Here is a 24,268-nt window from a genome sequence, read left to right on the forward strand (position 1 = left end):
GCGCTAATGGCGACACCGGCCGACCCTGCCCAGCTTAGCAGCGGATCACCAAACCAGCGCGATTCAGCGGCGCGCGGCGCGCACGCCCTCGGCGAGCTCACGGGTCAGCCGGCTGATCTCGGCCACCGCTGTGGCGGTGTCGACCGCGCCTTCGATGCAATCGACCAGGGCGGAGCCCACCACCACCGCATCGCTGAAGCGAGCGATCTCCTCGGCCTGTTGCGCTCGACGAATGCCGAAGCCCACCGCCACTGGCAGCTGGCTGTGCTCTTTGATTCGCCCTACCGCACGCTCGACATCGGCCGGCGTAGGGGCGCGAGCGCCGGTAACGCCTGCGACCGAGACGTAGTAAACGAAGCCCGAGGTGTTCTCGAGCACCTTCGGCAGCCGCTTGTCGTCGGTGGTCGGGGTGGCGAGGCGAATGAAGTCGATGCCCGCCTCCCGGGCCGGCAGGCAGAGCTCGGCATCATGCTCGGGCGGCAGGTCGACGACGATCAGGCCATCGACCCCGGCGGCCTTGGCATCGACCAGGAAGCGCTCGACGCCATAGCGGTAGATCGGGTTGTAGTAGCCCATCAGTACGATCGGCGTGGTGGTGTCGCGCTCACGGAAGCGCTTCACCATTTCGAGCGTCTTGATCTGGGTCTGGCCGGCGGCGAGCGCGCGCAGCGCGGCTTTCTGGATCGCCGGGCCGTCCGCCATCGGGTCGGTGAACGGCATGCCGAGCTCGATGATGTCCGCGCCGGCCCCGGGCAGCGCCTCGAGGATCGCAAGCGATGCATCGAAGCTCGGGTCACCAGCGGTGACGAAGGTCACCAAGGCGGCGCGGTTTTCCTGCTTGAGCGCGTCGAAGCGCGCAGTGATCCGCGAACTCATCAGTGCGTCTCCCCTTGGTTGGATCCCTGGCCGAACTGCAGGTCGTCGACATCGCGCGCGTCTTCGGCAGTATCGGGCAGCACCTCGGTGTCACCGCGCTTTTCGAGATAGGCAGCGACGCTCGCCATGTCCTTGTCGCCGCGCCCGCTGAGATTGATCACCATCAGGTGATCCCGCGGAAGCCGCGGTGCCAGCTTGACCGCATGGGCGATCGCGTGGGCCGATTCGAGCGCCGGGATGATGCCTTCGAGATGACAGCAGGTCTTGAACGCATCGACCGCTTCATCATCGGTGATCGAGACGTACTCGACCCGCCCGGAGGAGAAGAGGAAGGCGTGCTCCGGGCCGATGCCCGGGTAGTCGAGCCCGGCCGAGACCGAATGGGCGTCCTTGATCTGGCCGTCCTCGTCCTGCAGCAGATAGGTGCGATTGCCGTGCAGCACCCCCGGCACCCCACCGTTGAGGCTCGCCGCGTGCTCGCCGGTCTCGATGCCGTGGCCTCCCGCCTCCACGCCGATCATTCTGATCGCCTCGTCCTCGAGCATGGGGTGGAACAGGCCCATCGCGTTCGACCCGCCACCGATGCAGGCCACCAGCGAGTCGGGCAGGCGCCCCTCCTTGTCGATGATCTGCTCGCGGGTCTCGCGGCCGATCACCGCCTGGAAGTCGCGCACCATGGCGGGATAGGGATGAGGCCCGGCGACGGTGCCGATGATGTAGAAGGTGTCGTCGACGTTGGTGACCCAGTCACGCAGCGCCTCGTTCATTGCATCCTTGAGCGTGCCGGTGCCGGCGGTAACGGGGATCACCTGCGCACCGAGCAGCTTCATGCGGAACACGTTGGGCTGCTGGCGCTCGATGTCGGTGGCGCCCATGTAGACCACGCACTGCATGCCGAAGCGCGCGGCCACAGTGGCGGTGGCGACACCATGCATACCCGCACCGGTCTCGGCGATGATCCGCTGCTTGCCCATCTTCTTCGCCAGCAGGATCTGGCCGATGCAGTTGTTGATCTTGTGCGCACCGGTGTGATTGAGGTCTTCGCGCTTGAAGTAGATCTTCGCCCCACCGAGGGCTTCGCTCAGCCGCTCGGCGTGGTAGAGCGGGCTCGGACGGCCGACGTAGTCGCGCTGGAAGTAGGCCAGCTCGCGACGAAACTCAGGGTCCGTCTTCGACGCTTCATAGGCTTGCTCGAGCTGGAGAATCAGCGGCATCAGCGTCTCGGCGACGAATCGGCCACCGAAATCGCCGAAGAAACCGTCGGCGTCGGGGCCGGCGCCGCTGCGTACGGGCGTGGCGTTGGTGGTCATGGCGATTGCCTCTCGGAAGGGCTGCGCGAATACGCGCGAGCATGTCTCGACATACGCCCCGGCGATGGAAGCTCGGAGCGAAGAATGATCCCACCTTAGTGCAGCCGGGCGGCGATGAAAATCGATAAAAATGGGCGTGCTTGTGAGTTATGCTCACAAGCACGACCCGTATCGGTACCCCTTCGCTCGAGACGCTGCCACCATGCCCCGCGACGACCTTCCCTCGCTCACCGCCCTGCGCGCCTTCGAAGCCACCGCCCGCCTGGGCTCGGCGAGCGCGGCGGCACAGGCGCTCAACATCACCCATGGCGCGGTAAGCCGCCAGCTCAAGGCGCTCGAAAGCGAGCTCGACACGCAGTTGTTCATTCGTCGCGGCCGCAGGCTCGAGCTCACCGCCCAAGGCGAGACCTTCGCCTACGCCTGCTCCGATGCTTTCGAGCGGCTGCGCGAGGCGCGCCGGGCACTGGAGCGATCGCGCGCGCGTGCGCCCTTTGCCCTGGCCTGCCCCGGCAGCCTGCTCGCGCGCTGGCTGATCCCGCGCCTCGACCGGCTCAATCAGGCCCTGCCCGAGCTGCGCCTGCAGGTGGTATCGAGCGAGCATGGGTTGGAACCACTGGGGGATGGCGTCGATGCGAGCCTGCTGTTCGCCTCTCCCCCTTGGCCCTTCGAGACCGAAGCGCGAGTCCTCGCACCGGAGTGGATCGGCCCGGTGCTCGCCCCCGCCGGCGCAGAGCGCATCGGGATCGCTGCCGGGCAGCGGGCGCCGCTGGAGCGGCTGCTCGACCAGCCGCTGCTGCACACCGCCTCCCGGCCCCAGGCATGGCCGCAGTGGGCGGCGGCGGTCGGGCTCGATGCCGGGCGGCTGACCCTGGGGCAGGGCTTCGAGCATCTCTACTATCTGTTGGAAGCCGCCGAGGCCGGGCTCGGGATCGCTATCGCACCGCGGCTGCTGATCGAGGAGGCGTTAATCCAGAAGCGGCTACTCGCCCCCTGGGGGTTCGTCGCCACGGGGGCCAGCCTGGCGCTGTTCCAGCGGCGCGACGCCAGTGCAGCCGAGCACCGCAGGACGAGTGCGCTGGGGGATTGGTTGGAGGCTGCGCTGGGCGAAAACGGGTCACCGGCAAAGGATTGCAACCAAAGGTAACCGAAGGAATGCTCCCGGCCTGCTATGGTAAAGGGAGTCGTGCTGGAATCGCGACATTCACCAGAAAAAGGAGAATGGACCTCATGATCAAGAAATATCTCGCCCTCGCCTGCCTCACCCTGCTCGGCACCGGCGCACTGGCCGGCTGCAACACCATGGACGGTGCGGGACAGGACATCGAAAGGGGCGGAGAGGCTATCCAAGACGCCGCCCAATAAGGCTCACCGAGCCTTCGAAAAATGCGCCCCGGGGAATTTTCCCGGGGCGTTTTCGTTGCCGCCACGCTCAAGCGGGGCGCAGCGCCTGGCCTGCCGCCGCGAGGGAGAGATGCAGCTGCGCGCTGCGTTCCCGGCCACGATCCGCTTCGATCCATCCCTTCTCGGCCAGCGCAACGGCTGCGCGTAAGACCAGCGCGTGCTCCAGTTCGAGATCGCGTGAAATTCGACCGCTGGTCAATCCGCGCTCAGCGGTGAGCAGCCGGGCGAGCACCGCGGCTTCGAGCGGTGCCAGAGAATACGGCGGCTCGATGAGGCGGGCGAGCCAGGCATCGAGCGCGGCCTCGAACGAGGCATCGCTCATCCCAGCTCTCCGCTGAGCAGTACCAGCCTTTCGCCACGATGGCAGTGGATGAGCTGAAGCCCGCACAGACGCGCGGTCTCCACCGCCAGGTCGGAAGGCACCGAAAGCGTGGCGAGCGCGGGAATGCCCGCGCGCACCACCTTCTGCACCAGTTCGAGGCTGCAGCGGCTGGAGAGCATCACCAGGCTCGGCATCGGCCGCTGATCGAGCATTGCCTGGCCGATCAGCTTGTCGAGCGCGTTGTGGCGACCGATATCGACCCCGACGCCCAGGCGTTCGCCCCCAGCGCCGAGCCCGAGCGCCACGTGCAGCCCTGTCCTGCGCTCCTGCTCGAGCCATTCGAGCGCGGCCTCGAGCACCGCGACATCGGGAGCCACGCTCGGCGCCAGCCGGTGCAAGCCGAGCATCATCGACGCCTCGGAGGCGGAACCGCAGCGCCCGCAGCTGCTGGTCGAGGAGCCCACCCGGCGCTGCTCCTGGGCGCGCTGCTCGATCCGCCCGCCGACGGTAAGACGCACGAGAAGCCCGTGGCGCAGATGATCGATCTCGATCTTTTCGACTTGATCGCGGCGGTCGATCAGTCCCTCGCCATAGCTGAAGCCGAGCGCCCATGCCTCGAGCGACGTAGGCGTCGCCAGCACGCTGGCGTAGTCGATCGCGCCGAAGGCCAGGGTCACCGGCAGCTCGGCCGGCCCGGCGACCCGCGCGGTCGCCTCCTGGCTTCGGTCCTCGAGCCGTCTTCCAGCGTTCATCACTCGACCGTCCCCCCAAGCCGCTCACGCTCGATCCAGTCGAGCGCGGCGGGCAGGCCGTCGGCGATGAAGCTCGCCTCGCCGAAGTCGTGATCGCGGGAGTAGTCGTTGGGTATCGCCACCACCTCCAGCTCGGCGGCGTCCGCAGCCTGTACCCCATGGCAGGTATCCTCGATCGCGAGCGCCGCCGAGGCAGGCAGCCCGAGCAGCTCGAGGGCCCGCAGGTAGCTTTCGGGGTCGGGCTTGCTGTGCGCTACGTCATCGCGGGTCACCACGCATTCGAAGAACCCGGCGAGACCATGGTGATCGAGGGTAGGGGTGAGCTCGGCGCGAGCGGTGCCAGTCACCAGGGCGAGGCGCAGCCCACGGCCGCGCGCCCATTCGAGCGCCTCGCGCGCATGCGGCATCAGCTCGACCGGGACGCTCGCGAACACCTCGGCGGTCAGCCGGGTCTTGCGCTCGATCAGCTCGAGCTCGTCGACCGCGAGCCCCCGCGCCTTGCGGACCTTGTGCGCGCCAGCCGGCACTGGCAGTCCGGCATAGTCGCGCTTGTACTCCTGTTCACCCAGTTCGGTGCCGTAAGCGGCGAGAATTCGGTTCCAGACCCCGCGGTGCGCTTCCTCGGAGTTCGCCAGGGTGCCATCGAAATCGAACAAAATGGCCTTGAGCGTCATTCGCGGGCTCCTCGAAGCAGGCAGAAAATGAGGACGTATCGGGTCGATGAGGCGACTGATCCCCCGCACGTCGATCGGACTAGTCTATCAGCCAGGAGAAAGCCGCCGCGAGGTTTGAGTGGCGCGCTTTGATAAGCTTTCTCAACGATAGTACCCTACCTCCCCGCTCGGCCTCTCCCATCTCCCGGAGCCCTCTTGATGCAACACCTCCGTCGCCCTGCCGGCTCTCCGGCACCGCGCAAGAAACGCGCCCCCAGCATGTTCGAGGTGCTGCGCACCGAGCGATTGAGCCCGAGGATGATCCGCGTGGTGCTTGGCGGCGAGGGGGTCGATGCGTTCGACGAAAACGCCTACGCCGCCCACATCAAACTGATGCTGCCCCGTCCCGGCCAGCGCGAGCCCAGCCTGCCGACGCTCGGCGAGCAGGGGCCGGTCTGGCCGCCGGCCGACCAACGGCCGATCGTTCGCACCTACAGCGTGCGTGGCTGCGACCGGGAAAAAGGCGAGCTGGTCGTCGACTTCGTCGCCCACGGCGATGAAGGGCCCGCCTCGCGCTGGGCGCTCGCTGCGCGCCCAGGCGATCGGATCGGCATCGCGGGCCCGGGCGGGCCGATGCCGATGCTGAAGCCGGCCGATTGGACCCTGCTTGCGGGAGACATGACCGCGCTGCCGGCGATCGCGGCGATGCTGGAGCGACTGCCCGAAGACGCACGCGGCTGCGCGCTGATCGAGATCCCCGACCAGGCCGAGCGCCAGGAGCTGCGCCATCCCAGCGGCGTGGAGCTGCGCTGGCTGGTGCGCGCAGCCAAGAGCCCGAGCGAATCGCGCTTGCTGCTCGACGCGGCGATTGCGCTCGACATCCCATCGCAGGCGTCGCTGTTCGCCTGGGTCGGCGGCGAGAACGCAGCGGTGATCGCGCTGCGCGATCACCTACGCGATCGCCATGCGTTGAGCAAGCCGATGCTCTATGCCGTGCCCTACTGGAAGTACACCCTTGATGAGGAAACCTATCACCAGGAGCGACACCGGGTGATGGACGAACTCTGAGCCACTCCCCCGAGCCTCCCCTGCGGGTGACGGTTGTGGATGTTCGTTCGCGCGTACCGACTGGATCGCAAAAACTGATCGCGAGCAGCGGAATTTGATTGTTTATCCACCCCCTTCATTGCCCTAGCCTCGATAGCGATCCCCGCCGCTGCCCTTTCGGAGGCCACATGTTGAACCAAGCGCAGATCGATGCCTTTCATCGCGATGGCTATTTGATGGTCGAGAACGTACTGGACAGCGGCCAAATCGCTGAACTGCAGCGCGAGTTCTCGACCTGGGTCGAACAGAGCAGAGAGCACCAGGCTGCCTACGGCAGCACCCTGGACGGACGACCCCGCTTCGATCTCGAGCGCGATCACGCCTTCGATCACCCCTCGCTGCGCCGGGTCAGTTCGCCCACCGAGGTCTCGCCAGCCTATCTCACCGCCGCCTTCGACTCCCCCATGGCGGCGATGGTCGGCCAGCTGATCGGTGCGGGAGGGGTACGCTTCCATCACAGCAAGATCAATTCGAAGCTGCCACGAACCGCCACCGAGGTGAAATGGCACCAGGACTTCCTATTCACCCCGCACAGCAACGATGACCTGATCACGGCGCTGCTGATGATCAGCGAGGTCACCGCTGAGAACGGCCCGCTGCAAGTGATCCCGGGCAGCCATAACGGGCCGCTTCACTCCCACTGGCGGGGAGATCGCTTCACCGGCGCGGTGGATGAAGAGGTCATCGAACGAGAGTGCGCCTCGCCGGTCGAGTGCCTCGGTCCGGCGGGATCGGTCTGCTTCATGCACACCCGGCTGCTGCACGCCTCCAAGCCCAACGACTCCGACCTGCCACGCACGCTGTTCATCACGGTCTATGCCGCGGAGGATGCCTTGCCGTACGGGGAGAACCCACTGCCGAGCCAGCACCAGGGGGTGATCGTCAACGGCGAGGAGAGCGGCACGGTAAGGACCACGGCAAACGTGCTGAAGCTGCCGCAGAAACCGCGCGGCGCCTCGTTCTTCGTTCAGCAGGCGGGAAAGGACGTCGCCTCGGCCTGAACGACCGGCGGCTTACGGGAGCGCTTGGACGCTCGGTGGCAACGACGACGCCCAGGCCAAAGCCTGGGCGTCGTCGTTGCATCGGCCCGGGGGCCAGGCCAGCCGCGCTTAGAACTGATAGCGCAGCGAGGCGACCACGTTGCGAGGCGCGCCGTACATGTTGAAGGTGCCGAAACTACCGACCCGCTCGTAGTACTTGCGGTCGAACACGTTGTTGACGTTGAGCTGGCCGCGCAGGTTCGGGGTGAAGTCGTAGGCCGCCATGGTATCGACGGTGGCATAGCCGGGTGCATCGATGCCCTGGGACGAACTGAAGCTGCTGGCCGCGGTGACCCCGCCACCGAAGCTGAACTTATCGAGCATCCCGCCCTGGAAGGCGTACTGGGTCCAGAGGTTGACGGTATTCTTCGGCATCAGCAGGAAAATCGCATCGCTCGAACTGGCTTGCTTGATCTCGGTATCCATGTAGGTGTAGCCGGCGATCACCCCCCACTGCGCGGTAATGTCCCCAGAGACCTCGAGTTCCGCCCCCTGGATCCGGGTCTCGCCCGCCGCTGCGTTGCGATCGTCGACATCGGCGGAGGCGACCACGCGGTTACTGTCGTAGAGGCGGAACAGGCTGGCGCGCGCGTTGAGCCGGCCATTCATGTAGCTGCCCTTGATCCCGGTCTCGTACTGGTCACCCTCACGCGGCTCGACCAGCCGGCCGCTAGCGTCGAGATCGGTCTGCGGCTTGAACACCTGGGAGTAGCTTGCATACAGCGAGTGGTGATCGTCGAGATCGAGCACCGCTCCCGCGTAACCGGTGAACTTCGCATCATCGCCATAGGTATCGCCCTGCCCTAGCGTGCGTTCGTAGGCATGGACATCGTAGGAGCTGACCCGGCCACCGGCGATCAACGCCAGGCGCTGGATCGGCCGGAAGGTGATCTTGGAGTAGAGACCGTACTCTTCGACGGAAGAGCGCGTGTTGGTGTAGGTGTAGCCGCTGACGCCGTTGCGGCCATTGCCCAGGATATCGACGTAGGCAACATCGTTGATGCCATCCACGGAGACGTTGCTATAGAGCGCACGCGCAGCGGAGCGCTCGTAGTCCTGCTCGAAGCGCTTGTAGTCGGTACCGACGACGAACTCGCTGACGTTGCCCAAGGCCTCGAACGGCTGGCTGTAGCTTGCGTCGATCGCAAGCGAGCGTTCGTCCACCTTGGCGCCGAGGCCGGTGACGGTGATGGTGTCGCTGGCCGAGACCCCGCTGCCACCGTAGGCGTAGTTGAAGTCAGCGTTGCGCGTGGAGTAACGCGCGGCCACTCGGCCGTAGCCGCCATTGTCGAATTGGTGGGTCAACTCGGCGATCCAATCGTTGGACTGGCTCTGGAAAGCGTTCCAATCGGCGCCGAAGGCGGTATTACGGGAGTAGTCGAGCAGATTGCCGCTGGTATCGGTAGCGACCCCATTGTTGACGTCGATGTCATAGCTCTGACGCAGGAACGCCAGCGAAAGCTCGGTGGCTTCATCGAGGTCGATGTCCAGCGCGCCGTAGAAGCTGTTGGCTTCGTTGTCGTTGTTGTCGACGAAGCCGTCGGAGTCGGTGTTGGAGATCACCATCCGCCCGCGCACGCTGCCGGAGGCATTCAGCGGCCCGGAGATATCGCTTTCGAGATAGCGCTGGTTCCAGCTGCCGTAGCTGCCAGTGAAGCTGCCCTGGAAGTCAGGGGTCGGGCGCTTGCGCACCAGGTTGACGATCCCACCCATTTCGCTGGTGCTGTTGAATAGCCCCGAGGGACCACGCATCACTTCGACCCGGTCGAAAGCGCCGAGCTGCGGCACCGAGCCTACAATGCTCGCCATCGGCGCCGGCAGGCCATCGATGCTGTATTCGTCGTACTCGTAGCCGCGCGAGTAGATCGACGAACGCCCGTTGTCATTGTTGAGCACCCGCATCCCAGGCGTACGCCGCGCCATTTCGTCGAGGGTGTGGAAGTTCTGGTCCTCGATCGCCTCGCGGGTCACCACGCTGATCGACTGCGGGATGTCGCGCAGCGCCGCCGGGGTCTTGGTACCGACGGTGGCGGAATCGACCGCGTAGCCCTTGGTTTGCTCCGAGGGCGCCATGTGATAGAGACGGTTGCCCTGCACGGTGATGGTATCCAGCCGGCTGCCATTCTGGGGCGACGCGACCACCGCCCCGGACTGCTCCGCGGTGTCGCCATCGGCCTGCTGGGCCAGCACCAACGGCGAGGCGTGCATCACCATGAGGCCGAGTGCTACTCCCGATAACGCATGCCCCTTACCAAGACGTGAATCTCTCATTGCTCGCATTCCCTTGAGTCTCTTACCGGACAGAATCGATCGGCTGATCGTCGGACCAGGGCGCCGCCGCTATGCTGCGGCTTGTCATCCCCAAATGAAACTGAAGATGAATTAGACCGCAAATGATAAATCCTATCAATTTGATCCCGCCAAACCACGTTCTTTTCACAATGCGTTGGTCAGAATCCGAAAGGTGAACCCGCCTCCGGCCGGGTGAGCGACGCCACCAGCAGCAGCGAGCCGAGCAGGCAGAGCACCACGCCTCCCGCCATCGCAAGCCAATGGGAGAGCCGCAGCATGCGAGTGCCGTTACGCACGCCGAGGCGCAGCACCAGGTCACGGGCGTAGACGCTGAGGATCGCCAGTGCGGCAACGGTCAACCCGGTGCCGAGCCCCATCGCCAGTACAGCGAGAACACCCGCGAGCCACTGTCCCAGCAGCGCGGCGACGCCGAGCACCAGCAGCGCTCCGCTGCACGGGCGCAAACCGATCGCGAGTACCGCCGCGGCGTCGTCGCGCCAGTGCCCTTCGAGCCGGGCGGGATCGATGTGATGGCCTGCCCCACAGCAGGCGCACGCGTCGCCGTGCTTAGCGTGCGCCTGTGGCGCAAGCCCTATGCCGCTGCGTGCCGCAAGCGTCGGCGGGACGGGCTGGAAACCGGCGATATCGCCCAGCGGCTGCGGCTCGATGGCTTGGACCCGGGGCTTTGCGCGGTGCAACCGCCAGAGGCGAAGCCCCGCGCGAGCCGCAAGCCACGCACCGAGCGTCGCCACCATGGCGAAGCTCGCCGCCTCGAGGTAGCGGCTACTGGCCACCGCCTTCGAGGCCAGCCAGCCGAAACCGAACACCAGTACCGCGACGGTGATGATCGCCACCAGCGCCTGGGCGGCCGCCGCCAGCATCGAAAGCGCGATGCCGCGACCGAGCCGGGTACGCTGGGTCACCAGGTAGCTCGCGATCACCGCCTTGCCGTGCCCCGGGCCCGCGGCGTGGAAGATGCCGTAGGCCAGGCTCAGCGCCATCATGCCCCACACCATCTCGCCACTGGGCCGCTCGGCCAGCGAAGTGAAGGTCTCGACCAACTGACGGTGGAAGTCCCGCTGCCAGCCGAGGATCCACACGATCAGGCTGCCGTAGGCGCGTTCGAGCAGCGAAAGCCACCATGGCATGCCGATGACCAACGCCAGCAACAGCAAAGCCCAGGGGCTCAATCGGCGGAGCATAGGATCTCTCCGGTATCGGTGAAGAACCGGCCAAGCCCTTCGGGCGCCTGGCCATCGACGTCGATCATCGCGGCCTGGGCGACCAGCGAGGGGTCGGGATCGGCCGGAATTACCCGTGACTCGCAGCCCTCGGGTGCGTCGATCAGCGAGATCGCCACATCGTCGGGATCGTGGAGAAATTCGATGTAGTAGGAGCTATCGAAGATCTGATAGCGCAACGGCCGTTGCTCGGTCGGGCGCAGCGGCTCGGCGAGCGGGAGTTCGAAGCTGACCAGGATGCGGCTGCCCTCGCGCTCGACGTGGACCTCGTCGACCTCGCCCTGGCCAAGCTCCGGGCCCGCATCGACATCGCCGGCATAGAGATGGGTCAGGTAGCGCCCGGCGGCGAGGGTCTCGGTGATATCCTGGTCGAGTTTCAAGCGGCCGTCCTCGTCGGTGCCGGCAGCCTCCATCTCCTCGATCAGCGTCAAACTGTAGAACGGATCCATCCTCCACACCTCGCGCAGGGCCACCACTCTTCCCTGGTCGTCGAAGCGCACCTCGACACGGTAATCGACCCAGCCGTGGGGATGGGCCTGGACCACTTGGCTCAGTGCCAACAGCGCGGCCGCGAGCAATGCCGACCAAGCGGTGCGGCGGTACAGGGAAAGCGCTTGCGATGACAGCGGAAACACCCGAGAAACTCCTGGCGCGATACGCGACCGATGAACGAAGAGCGCGACATTGCGCCACTTTCAAACTCGTAGTCTTTTAACCACACTACGAAAACGGTTATACCTAGGGCCCAGCTCAGCCGGCCTGCGGGCGAATCATTCGCAAACAAGGAATCCGCTCATGCAAGTCACCGTCTTCAGTGCACACCCCTACGACCAGAATTCACTCGACACGGTGGCTCAGGAGCGACTCTCGCATCGGCAAGTCACGCTGGTCTACCAGACGGCGGCCCTGTCGCGCCAGACGGTCCCGCTCGCCGCCGGCAGCGACGCGGTCTGTGTGTTCGTCAACGACCAGCTCGACGCCGAGGTGCTCGAACAGCTCGCCGCCAGCGGCGTCAAGGCCGTGCTTTTGCGCTGCGCCGGATTCAACAACGTCGATATCGCCGCGGCCGAGCGCCTGGGGCTGTTCGTCGCACGGGTGCCGGCCTATTCCCCGGAGGCGGTCGCCGAGCACACCCTGGCACTGGTGATGACCCTCAATCGCCATACCCATCGCGCCTACAACCGGGTTCGCGAGGGCAACTTCATGCTCGACGGCCTGCTCGGTGCCACTCTGCACGGCAAGACCGTCGGCATCATCGGCACCGGCAAGATCGGCCTCGCCACCGCGCGGATCTTCAAGGGCCTGGGCTGCCGGGTGCTGGGCTACGATCCGTTTCCCGCCGACGCATTCCGTCAACTCGGCGAGCTGGTCGAGCTGGATCGGCTGCTCGCCGAGGCGCACGTGGTCAGCCTGCACTGCCCGTTGCTCGATGCCACTCACCACATGATCAATGCAGATTCGCTCGCCAAGATGAAGAAGGGCGCGATGCTGGTCAATACTTCACGCGGCGCACTGATCGACACCCGCGCGGTGATCAGCGCGCTGAAGCATCGCCACCTCGGCGCGCTGGCCATCGATGTCTACGAGCAGGAGGGGCCGCTGTTCTTCCAGGATCGCTCGGCGGAATTCATCGATGACGACGTGTTCGTGCGACTGATGACCTTTCCCAACGTACTGATCACCGGCCACCAGGGGTTCTTCACCCACGAGGCGCTGCGCGAGATCGCCGAGACCACTCTCGGCAATCTCGAGGACTTCCTCGACGGTCGCGAAAGCCCAAACGCGGTTAGAACCGGGCACTGAGCCCTGCGCTTCGACACGCTCCTCCGACAACCGGGACAAGGAACCTTCGCATGTGGCAGCATCTTTATGATCCCATCGGCAATGCTTATGTCTCGGCCCTGCTCGCCGCGATACCGATCATCTTCTTCCTCGCCAGTCTCACCTTGCTCAAGCTCAAGGGGCTCAATGCCGCGCTGCTGAGCCTCGGTCTTTCGGTGGTGGTCTCCATAGCGCTGTTCGGCATGCCGTTCGAGAAGATCGCCTCCGCCGCCTTCTTCGGCATCCTCAGCGGCATGTGGCCGATCGGCTGGATCGTGCTGATGGCGGTCTGGCTCTACAAGATCGCGGTCAAGAGCGGCAAGTTCGAGGTAATTCGCGGCAGTATCGCTTCGATCTCCAATGATCAGCGCGTCCAGGTGATCCTCATCGCCTTCTGCTTCGGCGCCTTCCTCGAGGGCGCCGCGGGCTTCGGCGTACCGATCGCGATCTGCGCGGCACTTTTGGTCGAACTCGGCTTCAAACCGCTCAAGGCGGCGATGCTCTGCCTGGTCGCCAACGCCGCTTCAGGCGCCTATGGCGCGATCGGTATCCCGGTGCTGGTCGGTGCCCAGCAAAGTGGCGTGCCGCTCGATGCCTTGGCACTGATGATGATCGCGATCATCCAGCTCAGCACCCTGTTCGTGCCGGCGCTGCTGATCGTGATCCTCGATGGCATGCGTGGCCTGCGCGAGACCTGGCCGATACTGCTGCTGATCGGCGTGCTGTTCAGCGCCAGCCAGTCTTTGATCCTCTATCTGCTCGGTCCCGAGCTGGTCGACGTGATTCCGCCGGTGCTGTCGATGGGAGCGCTTGCGCTGTTCATGCAGTACTGGACACCCCGGCGCATCTACCGCGAGGAAGGGGCGCCCGAGATCAGCGACAAGCGCTGGTCGCTGCCCGAGGTAATCCGCGCCTGGTCGCCTTTCTACATCCTCACCGCAGTGATCCTGACCTGGAGCCTGCCTGCATTCAGGGCGCTGTTCGCCGCCGGTGGTCCGCTCGCCTTCACCACCATCCCGTTCGCAATGCCGGCGCTGCACCTGCAGATCGAGGAGCTGCCGCCGATCGCCACCGCGGCGCGGGCGCTGCCGGCCATGTGGAACCTCAACCTGATCAGCGCCTCGGGCACCGCGATACTGATCAGCGCGCTTCTGACCACCGCTTTCTCGTCGTCGATCACCCTGCGCCAGAGCGCGGGCCAGCTGCGACAGGCGTTTCTCGAGCTGTGGAAGCCGTTGACCATGATCTGCCTGATCATGGCAGTGGCCTACATCGCCAACTTCTCCGGCGCCTCCTCGACCATGGGCTTGGCACTGGCGGAGTCGGGTCAGGTGTTCCCGCTGTTCTCGCCGGTGATCGGCTGGCTCGGGGTATTCATCACCGGTTCGGTGGTCAACAACAACACCCTGTTCGCCCACCTCCAAGCGGTCACCGCCCAGCAGATCGGCACCTCCCAGGCGCTGCTGGTCGCCGCCAACACAAGCGGCGGGGTCATGGCCAAGCTGATCTCTCCGCAGTCGATCGCGATCGCCGCGGCTGCGGTCAACCAGGTCGGCAAGGAGTCAGAGATCATGCGGATCACGCTCAAATACAGCCTGGGCCTGCTGGTCTACGTCTGTATCTGGACACTGATCCTGTCGTTCTTGCTCTGAACCGGCAGCAGCGTGGCAGGCGGCGAAAGGCGCCGCCTGCCACGCGCATTCTTAACCCTACCTTTACAAGCTTCCTTTCCCGCTGAATTATCACCACCCGCCGATTTCCGGCTACAGCGCCCGCCGTTGAGCCATCCCTACTACGCTTGAATCGATGCGCCGCGCCGGCACAGCAAAGAGGCGGGAATGACGTTGGCGTATCCGGCCCCTAGAATGATTCGGTTTTCGTCAATTCACCGAAGGTGGGGCGAACATTTACTTGGGCGGTCTCGCCATTAGATGCCGGTAGCACCGTCCAGGCTCCGTGCCCCGCTGGAATGCACAAGGAAAAGTGTATGGCCGATTCATCCTCACCCAGGAGTTCGATCAACCCACCCGTGTTCTACAGCTCCGCCCTGGTCATCCTCGCTTTCGTTCTCTTCGCAGTGATCGCGCCCGAGTTCGCGGGCAACGTGTTCGGTGCAGTGCAGAGTTGGATCACCGACACCATGGGCTGGTTCTACCTGCTGGCGATGGGCGTGTTCCTGATCTTCTGCTTCGTCGTCGCCTTCACCCGCTACGGCAAGGTCAAGATTGGTCTCGACCATGAAGAAGCCGAGTACAGCTATGGTTCCTGGTTCGCGATGCTGTTCGCCGCTGGGATGGGCATCGGGATCATGTACTTCGGTGTCGCCGAGCCGGTATCCCACTATCTCTCGCCGCCGACCGGCGAGGGCTCCACTCCCGCCGCGGCCCGGCTGGCGATGGAGTCGACTTTCTTCCACTGGGGGCTACATCCCTGGGCGGTCTACGCCGTGGTCGCGCTGGCACTCGGCTATTCGCACTTCCGCCATGGCTTGCCGCTGCGGATAAGCTCCGCGCTCTACCCGCTGATCGGCAACCGCATCTATGGCCCGATCGGCAATGCGGTCGACGTCTTCGCCGTATTCGGCACCATGTTCGGTCTCGCCACCTCGCTCGGCCTCGGGGTCCTGCAGATCAACTCGGGCCTCACCCACCTGTTCGACCTGCCCAACAGCCTGCTGATCCAGCTGGTGCTGATCGCGCTGATCACCGCCGCGGCGACCGCCTCGGTGGTTGCGGGGCTCGACAACGGCATACGCCGGCTCTCCGAGCTCAACCTATGGATGGCGATCGCGCTGCTGCTGTTCGTGCTGGTCACGGGTGCGACGATGTTCATGTTCCAGACTTTCGCCCAGAACGTCGGTAACTACCTTTCAAGCGTGGTCGAGCGCAGCTTCAACATGTACGCCTACGACCAGGATGCGACCTCCGAGGGCTGGCTGAGCGCCTGGACCATCTTCTACTGGGGCTGGTGGATCTCCTGGTCTCCGTTCGTCGGCATGTTCATCGCACGGGTGTCGCGCGGCCGTACCATTCGCCAGTTCATCATGGGGGTGCTGTTCGTTCCCACCGGGTTCAACTTCATCTGGATGACCGTATTCGGCGATGGCGCGCTGCACATGCTGATGGTCGATGGCTTCACCGACCTGGCCACCGCGGTGCAGACCGATACCTCGCTCGCGCTGTTCGCCTTCCTCGATCACCTGCCACTCTCGAGCGTCACCTCGATCGTTGCGCTGGTGCTGATCGCCACCTTCTTCGTCACCTCGGCCGATTCCGGCGCGCTGGTGATCGACATGCTGACCACCAAGCACGGTGAGGAGTCGCCGACCTGGCAGCGGATATTCTGGGCGGTCGGCGCTGGCGTGGTGGCGATGGCGCTGCTGGTCGCTGGCGGCTTGAGCGCGCTGCAGGCGGCCTCGATCGCAGCCGCCCTGCCGTTCACCATGATCCTGCTGGTGGTCTGCTACGGCGTGCTGCGAGCGCTGCAAATCGATGCCCACAAGCAGGACAGCCTTCATTTCCAGAGCGGTGTCGTCACCGCCAACTATGGCGTGCACAGATCCAAAGCGTGGCAGGGCCGGCTCGAGACCCTGGTGAGCACGCCGCGTCGCCAGCAGGTTCGCGAGTTCCTCAGCAAGGTCGTCACGCCGGCGATGGAAGAGGTCGGCCGTGCCTTCGAGGAACGGGGCCTCGACGTCAAGCTGACCCAGGAGGACGATCGCAGCTACATCAGGGTCCAGCACGGAGAAGAGGACGACTTCGTCTACGGCGTGCGCGCCCGCGCCTATGCCGCCCCCTCCTTCGGCTTCGGCGGCGTTCGCCGCGACGAGAAGCAGGAGGAGCGTCGTGAGTACAGAGCCGAGGTATTCCTGCGTGAAGGCGGCCAGGGCTACGACTTGATCGGCTACAGCAAGGAGCAGGTGATCAGCGATGTGCTCGATCAGTACGAGAAGCACCTGCACTATCTGCATCTGATCCGCTGAGCGCGCACTCGCCCAGGCCAAAAGCCCGCCGAACGCTCGGCGGGCTTTTGGCTTTCTCGCTCGTCCATCCGCCTCGCTTGCCCAAGGCCGCGGACCTCAGGAAAAGTCGGTCCGCATGACCGGTTTGCTGGTCGCGTTGGCATCGAAGGCACGCTGCGGCTTCATCGTGAAGGTGAGCAGCACCCCACAGGCGAGTACACCGATCGAGATCAGAAATGGCAGGCTCCAGTTGCCGGTCTGATCGATCAGATAGCCTGCCAGCACGGGACTGATGATCGTCGCCGTCGCGGCGGTACCGTTCATGATCCCACTGGCGGTACCGGCGCGGTCGTTGGCGATATCCATCGGCACCGCCCACATCGGCCCCACGATCATCTCGTTGAAGAACAGCGCCAGCCCGAGGAACACGAGCGAGTACATCGGCTCCTGGAACATCAGCACTGGAATCAGCGAAAGGCCGGTCAAGCCCATGCACACGGCGACGAGATAGCTGCGTGCCAGCTTGAGATTGCCGGTGCGGCGCAGAATCTTGTCGCTGAGCACCCCACCGAGCAAGTCACCGAGCACCCCGGCGAAGAACACCCCCGAGGTATAGAGCACCGCGTCTTTGATGTTCAGCTGGTAGTTGTGCATGAAGTACATCGGGATCCAGCTCAGCATCAGCCAGAGAATCCAGTTGTAGCAGAAGTAGACGCTGGAGACCGGCAGCATCCGGCGGAACAGCCTCATCCAGGTCCCCGGCGCATCGGGCCCACGCGCCGGCTTGGGCGGCGGCAGGCTGTCGAGCTCCTGCTGGGTGATCCGCGGATGATCGGCCGGCTTCTCGGTATAGGTCGCATACCAAAGCACGATCCAGCCGAAGCTCAATCCGCCGAGCAGGTAGAAAGAGAAGCGCCAGTCGTAGGCGGTCATCAGCGCGGCAACGATCATCGGCGCCATCGCGTTGCCCAATCGCGCGGCGGAGTGGGTAATGCCCTGAGCAAAGCCGCGCTTGTCCTTCGCCACCCAAGCGGACATAGCAGAGGTCGCGGCGGGAAAGGTCGCGCCCTCGCCCAACCCCAGCAGCATCCGCGCCGCCACCAGGCTGAGGAAGCCACCCGCCAGACCGGTGAGCACCGTCGCCGTGGCCCAGATGAAGGCACAGACGATCAAGGTGCGCTTGGCACCAAAACGGTCGCTGACCCAGCCGCCGATGAACTGGAACACCAGATAGGGATAGGCGAAGGCCGAGAAGATGAACCCAAGCTGTGTGTTGGTCAGTCCCAGCTCGGCACTGAACTGCCCGGCCGCGGTACTGACGTTGACGCGATCCACGTAAGTGATGAAGTACATCAGGCACAGCATCACTAGCACCATGCTGGTGGCTTTGACTTTGAACAACCTATTCATTGTTGCTGTCCTCGATCGTTTCGACCGTCCCCGCAGTGGCACGCGATGCAGTCATGGGGCAATTCCCGATGACGCTCGCGGTCCACCGAGGCGCGACGAATGAGTGCCGATTCGCCCTCTCGGGCGCGGTTGCGTCATGGATACTTCTCGATCCGGGGTCGCTTTCCGGTTCTCACGGCTCATGCAAGGCCGAGCCGCTCGGCGACGGCGGAGCGAAAGCGGCGTTGGAAAGCGCCCCGGAGGGGCGAAGTGGATGCGAAGCTTGGTCTAGACGGTGAGTCCTGCGCCCTTGAGCGCATCGTTGTCGTCGTTGGGAAGCCCGAGCTCGGCCAGCACCTCTTCGGTATGCTGGCCAAACAGGGGCGCGGGTCGTCGTACCTGTGCCGGCGTGGCTGAGAACTTGGCGGGGAAACCGAGCATCGACAGCTCGCCAAGCCGAGGATGGTCGACCTTGATCACCATCTCCCGCTCGCGGTAGTGCGGGTCTTCGAGCGCCTGGGAGAAGTCGTTGATCGGGCCGGCCGGCACGCCCGCCCGGTCGCAGCGCTCGAGCCACTGGGAGACGTCGCGGCTGGCGAATATCTCTTCGAGCTCGCGCTCCAGCGTCTCGACGTTGGCGCCGCGATCGCTGTTGGTGAGAAAGCGCGGATCGGCGATGAGTTCGGGCTGCTCGAGCACCTCTTCACAGAGCCGCTCCCAGGTGCGCTGATTGGCGCAACCGAGCATCAGATAGCCATCCCGCGCCTTGAGCGCCTGGTAAGGCGCGGAGACCCGATGGCGCCATCCGGTCGGCCCGGGCACCCGTCCCTCGGCGAAATAGGCCGCCGCCTCCCAGGTGAACCACGGCAATCCACATTCGGCGATCGCCACGTCGACCTGCTGTCCCTCGCCGGTGTTGAGCTTGTGCACGTAGGCGGCGAGGATCGAATAGACCGCAGTGATCCCGGCCCCGATGTCGTAGACCGCGATGCCGGTCTTGAGCGGGCGCCCACCGGGCTCGCCGGTCATCGACATCAGCCCGGTCATGCCCTGGGCGACCAGATCGAAGCCGCCCTTGCCTCGATAGGGACCGGTCTGGCCATAGCCGGAGATCGAGCAATAGATGATCCCCGGGTTGATCTTCTTCAGCGTGGCGTAGTCGATCTTGAGCCGGCCGGTCACCCCGGGGCGGTAGTTCTCGACCACCACGTCGGCCTCGCGAGCGAGCTGGTAGAACGCCTCGAGCGCCTGCGGGTCCTTAAGATCCAGCGCCACGCTTCGCTTGTTGCGGTTGATCTGCGCGAAACAGGTGGACTCACCATTGACGTAGGGCCCCATCTGGCGGCTGTCGTCGCCACCGTTGGCCTTCTCGATCTTGATCACCTCCGCACCCATGTCGCCCAGCACCATGGTGCAGTAGGGGCCGGCCATGATCTGCGAGACGTCGAGTACCTTCATTCCTTCGAGTGGCAGCATTTTGATCTCCTCGGCGCTCAGCGACCGCGCCATTGGTAGGGACGTTTTTCGACAAAGGCCGATACGGCGGCGGCGAAGTCTTCGCTGCCGTAGCACGCCTCGATCAGGTCGTCGCCGGCCTCGTGGCCGGGGCGGCGTGCGTCGAGCACCCGCTGGATCGCCAGCTTGCTGGCGCGCAGGGTCAGCGGCGCGTGGCGGCGCAGGCGCTCGATCCGCGCCGCCAGCGCAGCGTCGATCTCGTCGGACTCGAAGCGCTCGTTGATCACCCCGCAGGCCAGTGCCTCCTCGACATCGAGCAGCCGGGCCATCATCAGCACCTCCTTGCTGCGTGCCACGCCAAGCGCCTCGACCAGGCGAGCGACGTTGGTCACCGACAGGCAGTTGCCGAGGGTACGGGCGATCGGCACGCCGAACTTGAGCGCCGGATCGGCGTAGCGGAAGTCGCACGCCAGCGCGATTGCGGCACCTCCGCCGACGCAGAATCCCTCGAGCATGGCGATGGTCGGCTGTTCGATTCGCTCGACGGCCCCGACCACCGCATCGATCCGGCGCTCATAGGCGACGCCCGCGGCACCATCCTCGAAAGCTTCGAACTGGGCGATATCGGTGCCGGCGACGAAGGCAGCACCTCCCACGCCGCGCAGCACCACGACTTCCACCGCCGCATTGCGCCCGCAGTCGGCGCAGATCTCCTCGAGCTGGGCATACATCTCCCACGTCATCGCATTGCGCGCCTCGGGGCGGTCGAACTCGACCCAGGCCACCCCCTCCTCGTGCCGCACCCTGACGCTTCCCGACCGGTTCGATTGCATGGTCACTCCTCCTCCTGGTCGGCCAGCCGTCATCAGCTTGCCTTCAACACCCAGAGGATAATGAATTCAAAATTCAAAACGCGATCTAGACGATAGTTTGGGGGTAACGTCGACGAAAATAAGATCAACTACGAATCAACCAGTTGGATGACACCTCATACTTAATGCGTAATCCGAATGTCTGTGCAGCCAGACCCTCGCGCACTAGGATGGAAGGAGCCCATGCGAGCAACGGGCACCCAATGGCAACGAGAAGGAGAACGCAGTGGCTGGGTCGATCTATGAAATGGGTGACGAGCGGCCTCGTCTGGCGACCAACAGTTTCATCGCCGATGGGGCAAAACTGATTGGCGCAGTGACCATGGGTCCCGAGAGCAGCGCCTGGTTCAACGCGGTGCTGCGCGCGGACGCCGAACCCATCGCCATCGGTGCGCGCTCCAACGTGCAGGACAACTGTGTGATCCATGTCGACCCAGGCTTTCCGGTCACGCTTGGCGAGGACGTCACCATCGGCCATCTAGCGATGATCCACGGCTGCACCATCGGCAACCGCTGCATCATCGGCATGCATGCCACGCTGCTCAACGGCGCGGTGATCGGCGACGATTGCATCGTCGGTGCAGGCGCCGTGGTCACCGGCGGCAAGCACTTCGAACCCGGCGGGCTGATCCTTGGTGCTCCAGCGCGCCGGATCAGGGCGTTGAGCGAGGAGGAGCTCGCCGGCATCCGCCTCAACGCCGCCGCCTACGTCGAACGCGCGGCGAAATACCTGTCGGAACTCAGACGTGTCTGAGCCGCAGCCTGCCAGTGACGAGATCGCGAAAACGCTGCGTATTCGTGCAACCAGCCTGCATGCCCAGGTATCGGAACGGCTGCGGGTGATGATCGGAAGCGGCGAATTGGCTGCGGGAGAGAAGATCCAGGAGCGAGCGCTATGCGAACTGCTCGGTGTTTCTCGCACGCCGCTGCGCGAGGCGCTGAAGGCACTGGCCAATGAAGGGTTGATCGAGCTTTTGCCCAATCGTGGCTCCCGAGTCGCGGTGTTCACCCGCCAGCAGCTGCAAGAGGCCTTTGCGGTGATGGCCGCGCTGGAAGGGCTGGCGGGAGAAGAAGCCTGCGAGAGCGCTGATGAGACGGAGATCGTCGAAATCGAGGCGCTGCATCAGGAGCTGCTCGAGTACTACCGCGAGGGCAACGCAGGTGACTACTTCGCGATCAACCGTGCGATCCATGAGCGGATCGTGCTCGTTTCTCACAACGAAACGCTGATCGAAGTCTACCGAGGTCTCAACCACCGGGTACGGGCGATGCGCTTCGCGATGCGAATGGATCCGCAGCAGTGGCGCGAAGCGATCGAGGAGCACGAATCCATCCTGCGCCATCTCAAACGACGCGACGGTCGCGAACTCGGCGCCCTGCTGCGCTACCACTTGAGGAACAAGCTACGTGATGCACCCGCTTGAGCACTCGATCGACCACCTTTCAACCACCGGAGATGCCCCGCCATGCGCATCGTGATCGCCCCCGACAGTTTCAAGGATGCGCTTTCGGCGCAGCAGGCCGCCAAAGCGATCGGCACAGGCGCACGCGCCGCCTGCGCAGACGCAGAGCTGGTCGAGTGCCCGCTGGGAGATGGCGGCGAAGGCACGCTCGATGCGGTGCTCGCAGCCTCCGGCGCAGTGGAGCGCCGGGCATCGGTGCATGATCCTCTCGGACGCCCGATCGAGGCGCGTTGGGGGCTGATCGAGCGCGACGGCGAACGCAGTGCGATCGTCGAGCTCGCTGAAGCCAGCGGCCTGCAACGGCTGCTCCCGGCCGAGCGCGATGCGCGGGTGACCTCCACCTATGGTCTCGGCGAGCTGCTCATCGCCGCGCTCGACGAAGGCGTCGAGCACCTGGTACTGACCCTCGGCGGCAGTGCGACCAACGACGGCGGCAGCGGGATGCTCGCGGCCCTCGGCGCGCGCTTTCTCGACGCCCACGGCGAGCCGCTGCCGCCGGGCGGTGCGGCGCTGGCGAAGCTGGCACGGATCGAGCTCGACGGGCTCGACCCTCGCCTTGCCCGGGTACGCTTCGAAGCCGCGGTGGACGTCGACAACCCGCTTTGTGGCGAACGCGGCGCCAGCGCGGTATTCGGCCCGCAGAAGGGCGCCGACCCAGCGACGGTGGCCGAGCTCGATGCGGCCCTGATGAAGCTCGCCGAGGTCGCCGCCGACACCATCGGCGAGGACCACCGCGAACTGCCTGGCGCCGGGGCGGCGGGAGGCATGGGCTTCGCCGCCCGCGTCTTCCTCCAGGCGCAGCTGCGCCCGGGCATCGAACTGGTGATCGAGCAGCTCGGCTTCGAGGCGCTGCTCGAGGGGGCGGATTTGCTCTTCGTCGGCGAAGGCGGGCTCGACGCCCAGAGCCTCGGCGGCAAGACACCGATCGGCGCAGCGCGGGTCGCCAAGCGCCTCGGCATTCCCTGCATCGCCCTGGTCGGCAAGCTCGGCCCAGGTTGGCAAGGCGCGCACCAGCAAGGGGTCACCGCCGCCTTCGCCCTCGCCGACGGCCCAATGAGCCTCGAACAGGCACTGCCGCGCACCTTCGAAGCGCTGGCCGCACGTACGGAGGAAGTGGTGCGGCTATGGCAGGCGGCTCGGGGCTGATCAGCTCTGCCGCTCGGGTGCGACCAGGATCTCTTCGATCGATGCGCCGACCTGTTCGAGCAACGTCTCGCTAGGGCTCGCCTCGTCCATGTCCTGAGTGCAGGCGATCACTACGATCGCGCGCTCGGGATCGGATGGGTCGATGACCCCTGCGTGGCAGGCGCGCTCACGCTGGGTTCCGGTCTTGTGGATGAATTCAGTGGTCTCGTCGAGGCCACCCTCCAGCCGATAGGCCTCATAACGGTCGATCTTCATCAGCCGATACAGCAGCGCCCTATGCTCGGAATTCAGCAGTTCGCCCTCCACCAGGCCTTCGAAAAGACGTGCGACATCGGCCAGCGCGGCGCTGTTGTCCCCTTGAGCGTAGTAATCGGCATAGGCCGCATCGATGTCGTCCAGCTCGAGCTCGGCGCGCTCGACCCCCAGGGCGCGGGCCACGGCGTCGACCCGCCGCGGGCCGATCGCAGCGGCGGCGATCTCGGCGAGCTGCTGGCGATCGAGCCCGGCCGCGTCGGGATGCAGGCGCCGATAGACCTGGTAGCGAACCTCGGCGAGCGTAGTGATCGGGCCGAATCCCGGAGCCCCGATGCCAAGCCGATCGCCGATCGTCGAGAGACGCTGATTGAGTCGCTCGACACCGATGCGACTGATCAGCATGTCGGCGGCGGTATTGTCGCTGTGGGTCACCATCCGCTCGAGCAGATCGCCGACATCGTAGCGCCCGCCGGTCTGCTGCCAGATCAGTTCGCCGGCGCCATCCACCCGCACGTCGTCTTGCAGTACCAGCGCTTCGTCGAGGGTGATCTCCCCCTCCTCGACCAGCTCGAGCAGAACGATCGCCACCGGCACCTTGACCGTGGAAGCGAGATACCAGCGCTGCTCGGCACCGATCGACACCGCCTCCTCCTCGCGCACCCGTTTGACGTAAACCCCCAGCTCACCGGGCGCCTCGCCCGCCAGCACACGCAGCCGCTGGTCGAGAAGCGCCTGCCAGCGATCGGGATCCTCCTGCTCGGCGCAGGCGCTGGTGACAAGCAGCCAAGGCAGCAGTAGATACCACCAAAAACGTTGCAGCGGACGGTTCGCGTACATTGGGCATCCTTGATCTCGATTTAGCGCAAGACAGGGTCTCGCCGGGCAAGCAAGTGGGGCGGTACTGGTCACTCA

22 protein-coding genes are annotated in these 24,268 nt (G+C 65.2%); 10 read left to right on the plus strand and 12 right to left on the minus strand.

Annotated features, from left to right (window positions below; translation table 11 throughout):
- Window positions 1-63 precede the first annotated feature (63 nt).
- Window positions 64-876 (minus strand): tryptophan synthase subunit alpha, encoded by an 813-nt coding sequence (gene trpA / locus A5892_RS18395; protein ID WP_064124029.1) that lies wholly within the window; start codon window positions 874-876, stop codon window positions 64-66.
- Window positions 876-2,186 (minus strand): tryptophan synthase subunit beta, encoded by a 1,311-nt coding sequence (trpB, locus tag A5892_RS18400; RefSeq protein WP_064124030.1) that lies wholly within the window; start codon window positions 2,184-2,186, stop codon window positions 876-878. The genes trpA and trpB overlap by 1 nt, the downstream gene beginning before the upstream one ends.
- Before the next feature lie 202 nt (window positions 2,187-2,388).
- Here trpB and A5892_RS18405 point away from each other — a divergent pair, with 202 nt between their 5' ends.
- Complete coding sequence (locus A5892_RS18405) at window positions 2,389-3,330, plus strand: LysR family transcriptional regulator (protein ID WP_082890556.1); 942 nt, start codon at window positions 2,389-2,391, stop codon at window positions 3,328-3,330.
- A gap of 86 nt (window positions 3,331-3,416) precedes the next feature.
- A complete protein-coding gene (locus A5892_RS18410) occupies window positions 3,417-3,548 on the plus strand; it encodes an entericidin A/B family lipoprotein (RefSeq protein ID WP_223302897.1) in 132 nt (43 codons plus the stop codon).
- Window positions 3,549-3,615: 67 nt separating this feature from the next.
- Here A5892_RS18410 and A5892_RS18415 read toward each other — a convergent pair whose 3' ends face one another.
- From A5892_RS18415 to A5892_RS18425, 3 genes are read right to left on the minus strand one after another with little or no spacing between them, the layout of a single operon-like run.
- Entirely contained in the window at window positions 3,616-3,909 is a 294-nt protein-coding gene (locus tag A5892_RS18415) for a MarR family transcriptional regulator (protein WP_064124032.1), read from the minus strand.
- Complete coding sequence (locus A5892_RS18420; protein ID WP_064124033.1) at window positions 3,906-4,661, minus strand: formate dehydrogenase accessory sulfurtransferase FdhD; 756 nt, start codon at window positions 4,659-4,661, stop codon at window positions 3,906-3,908. Before A5892_RS18420 ends, A5892_RS18415 begins: the two co-directional genes overlap by 4 nt.
- On the minus strand, window positions 4,661-5,335 hold the full coding sequence (locus A5892_RS18425; RefSeq protein WP_064124034.1) for an HAD family hydrolase: 675 nt from the start codon (window positions 5,333-5,335) through the stop codon (window positions 4,661-4,663). The genes A5892_RS18420 and A5892_RS18425 overlap by 1 nt, the downstream gene beginning before the upstream one ends.
- Window positions 5,336-5,533: 198 nt before the next feature.
- Here A5892_RS18425 and A5892_RS18430 point away from each other — a divergent pair, with 198 nt between their 5' ends.
- Window positions 5,534-6,382: a siderophore-interacting protein gene (locus tag A5892_RS18430; protein WP_064124035.1), complete on the plus strand. Its 849-nt coding sequence runs from the start codon at window positions 5,534-5,536 to the stop codon at window positions 6,380-6,382.
- Between the two features lie 167 nt (window positions 6,383-6,549).
- Entirely contained in the window at window positions 6,550-7,422 is an 873-nt protein-coding gene (locus A5892_RS18435) for a phytanoyl-CoA dioxygenase family protein (RefSeq protein WP_064124036.1), read from the plus strand.
- A gap of 108 nt (window positions 7,423-7,530) precedes the next feature.
- Here the strand turns inward: A5892_RS18435 and A5892_RS18440 are convergent, their stop codons facing one another.
- The 3 genes from A5892_RS18440 to A5892_RS18450 all read right to left on the minus strand — a co-directional run bounded on the left by A5892_RS18440 (window position 7,531) and on the right by A5892_RS18450 (window position 11,629).
- The gene (locus tag A5892_RS18440) at window positions 7,531-9,732 is read right to left on the minus strand and encodes a TonB-dependent siderophore receptor (RefSeq protein WP_082890557.1); all 2,202 of its coding nucleotides are present in this window, start codon (window positions 9,730-9,732) and stop codon (window positions 7,531-7,533) included.
- 179 nt (window positions 9,733-9,911) lie between these two features.
- On the minus strand, window positions 9,912-10,955 hold the full coding sequence (locus A5892_RS18445; protein ID WP_082890558.1) for a nickel/cobalt transporter: 1,044 nt from the start codon (window positions 10,953-10,955) through the stop codon (window positions 9,912-9,914).
- Window positions 10,940-11,629 carry a DUF1007 family protein gene (locus A5892_RS18450; RefSeq protein WP_223302732.1) on the minus strand — a complete coding sequence of 230 codons (690 nt, stop codon included), beginning with the start codon at window positions 11,627-11,629 and terminating at the stop codon, window positions 10,940-10,942. Before A5892_RS18450 ends, A5892_RS18445 begins: the two co-directional genes overlap by 16 nt.
- A gap of 160 nt (window positions 11,630-11,789) precedes the next feature.
- Between A5892_RS18450 and A5892_RS18455 the strand changes: the two genes are divergently transcribed.
- From A5892_RS18455 to A5892_RS18465, 3 genes are all read left to right on the plus strand, one after another.
- The gene (locus tag A5892_RS18455) at window positions 11,790-12,797 is read left to right on the plus strand and encodes a 2-hydroxyacid dehydrogenase (RefSeq protein ID WP_064124038.1); all 1,008 of its coding nucleotides are present in this window, start codon (window positions 11,790-11,792) and stop codon (window positions 12,795-12,797) included.
- A gap of 50 nt (window positions 12,798-12,847) precedes the next feature.
- Window positions 12,848-14,467, plus strand: coding sequence for an L-lactate permease (locus A5892_RS18460; RefSeq protein ID WP_064124039.1), 1,620 nt, complete (start codon window positions 12,848-12,850; stop codon window positions 14,465-14,467).
- 335 nt (window positions 14,468-14,802) lie between these two features.
- Window positions 14,803-16,797 carry a BCCT family transporter gene (locus A5892_RS18465; RefSeq protein WP_064124040.1) on the plus strand — a complete coding sequence of 665 codons (1,995 nt, stop codon included), beginning with the start codon at window positions 14,803-14,805 and terminating at the stop codon, window positions 16,795-16,797.
- A 96-nt stretch (window positions 16,798-16,893) separates the two neighbouring features.
- On the opposite strand, the gene A5892_RS18470 is transcribed toward A5892_RS18465, so the two are convergent.
- The 3 genes from A5892_RS18470 to A5892_RS18480 form a co-directional block, all read right to left on the minus strand.
- The gene (locus A5892_RS18470) at window positions 16,894-18,186 is read right to left on the minus strand and encodes an MFS transporter (RefSeq protein ID WP_064124041.1); all 1,293 of its coding nucleotides are present in this window, start codon (window positions 18,184-18,186) and stop codon (window positions 16,894-16,896) included.
- 267 nt (window positions 18,187-18,453) lie between these two features.
- Window positions 18,454-19,641: a CaiB/BaiF CoA transferase family protein gene (locus A5892_RS18475; RefSeq protein WP_082890642.1), complete on the minus strand. Its 1,188-nt coding sequence runs from the start codon at window positions 19,639-19,641 to the stop codon at window positions 18,454-18,456.
- A gap of 17 nt (window positions 19,642-19,658) precedes the next feature.
- Window positions 19,659-20,453, minus strand: a complete 795-nt coding sequence (locus A5892_RS18480; RefSeq protein WP_064124043.1) for an enoyl-CoA hydratase — start codon at window positions 20,451-20,453, stop codon at window positions 19,659-19,661.
- A gap of 265 nt (window positions 20,454-20,718) precedes the next feature.
- On the opposite strand from A5892_RS18480, the gene A5892_RS18485 reads away from it, so the two are divergent.
- The 3 genes from A5892_RS18485 to A5892_RS18495 are packed head-to-tail and all read left to right on the plus strand — an operon-like array spanning window position 20,719 to window position 23,101.
- Window positions 20,719-21,246, plus strand: coding sequence for a gamma carbonic anhydrase family protein (locus tag A5892_RS18485; protein ID WP_064124044.1), 528 nt, complete (start codon window positions 20,719-20,721; stop codon window positions 21,244-21,246).
- Window positions 21,239-21,916: a GntR family transcriptional regulator gene (locus tag A5892_RS18490; protein WP_223302733.1), complete on the plus strand. Its 678-nt coding sequence runs from the start codon at window positions 21,239-21,241 to the stop codon at window positions 21,914-21,916. Before A5892_RS18485 ends, A5892_RS18490 begins: the two co-directional genes overlap by 8 nt.
- A 42-nt stretch (window positions 21,917-21,958) precedes the next feature.
- Window positions 21,959-23,101, plus strand: a complete 1,143-nt coding sequence (locus A5892_RS18495; RefSeq protein ID WP_064124045.1) for a glycerate kinase — start codon at window positions 21,959-21,961, stop codon at window positions 23,099-23,101.
- Here the strand turns inward: A5892_RS18495 and A5892_RS18500 are convergent, their stop codons facing one another.
- Entirely contained in the window at window positions 23,102-24,193 is a 1,092-nt protein-coding gene (locus A5892_RS18500; RefSeq protein ID WP_082890559.1) for a serine hydrolase, read from the minus strand. It abuts the gene before it with no gap.
- Window positions 24,194-24,268 lie beyond the last annotated feature (75 nt).

The organism is Halotalea alkalilenta, assembly GCF_001648175.1.
Classification (GTDB): domain Bacteria; phylum Pseudomonadota; class Gammaproteobacteria; order Pseudomonadales; family Halomonadaceae; genus Halotalea; species Halotalea alkalilenta_A.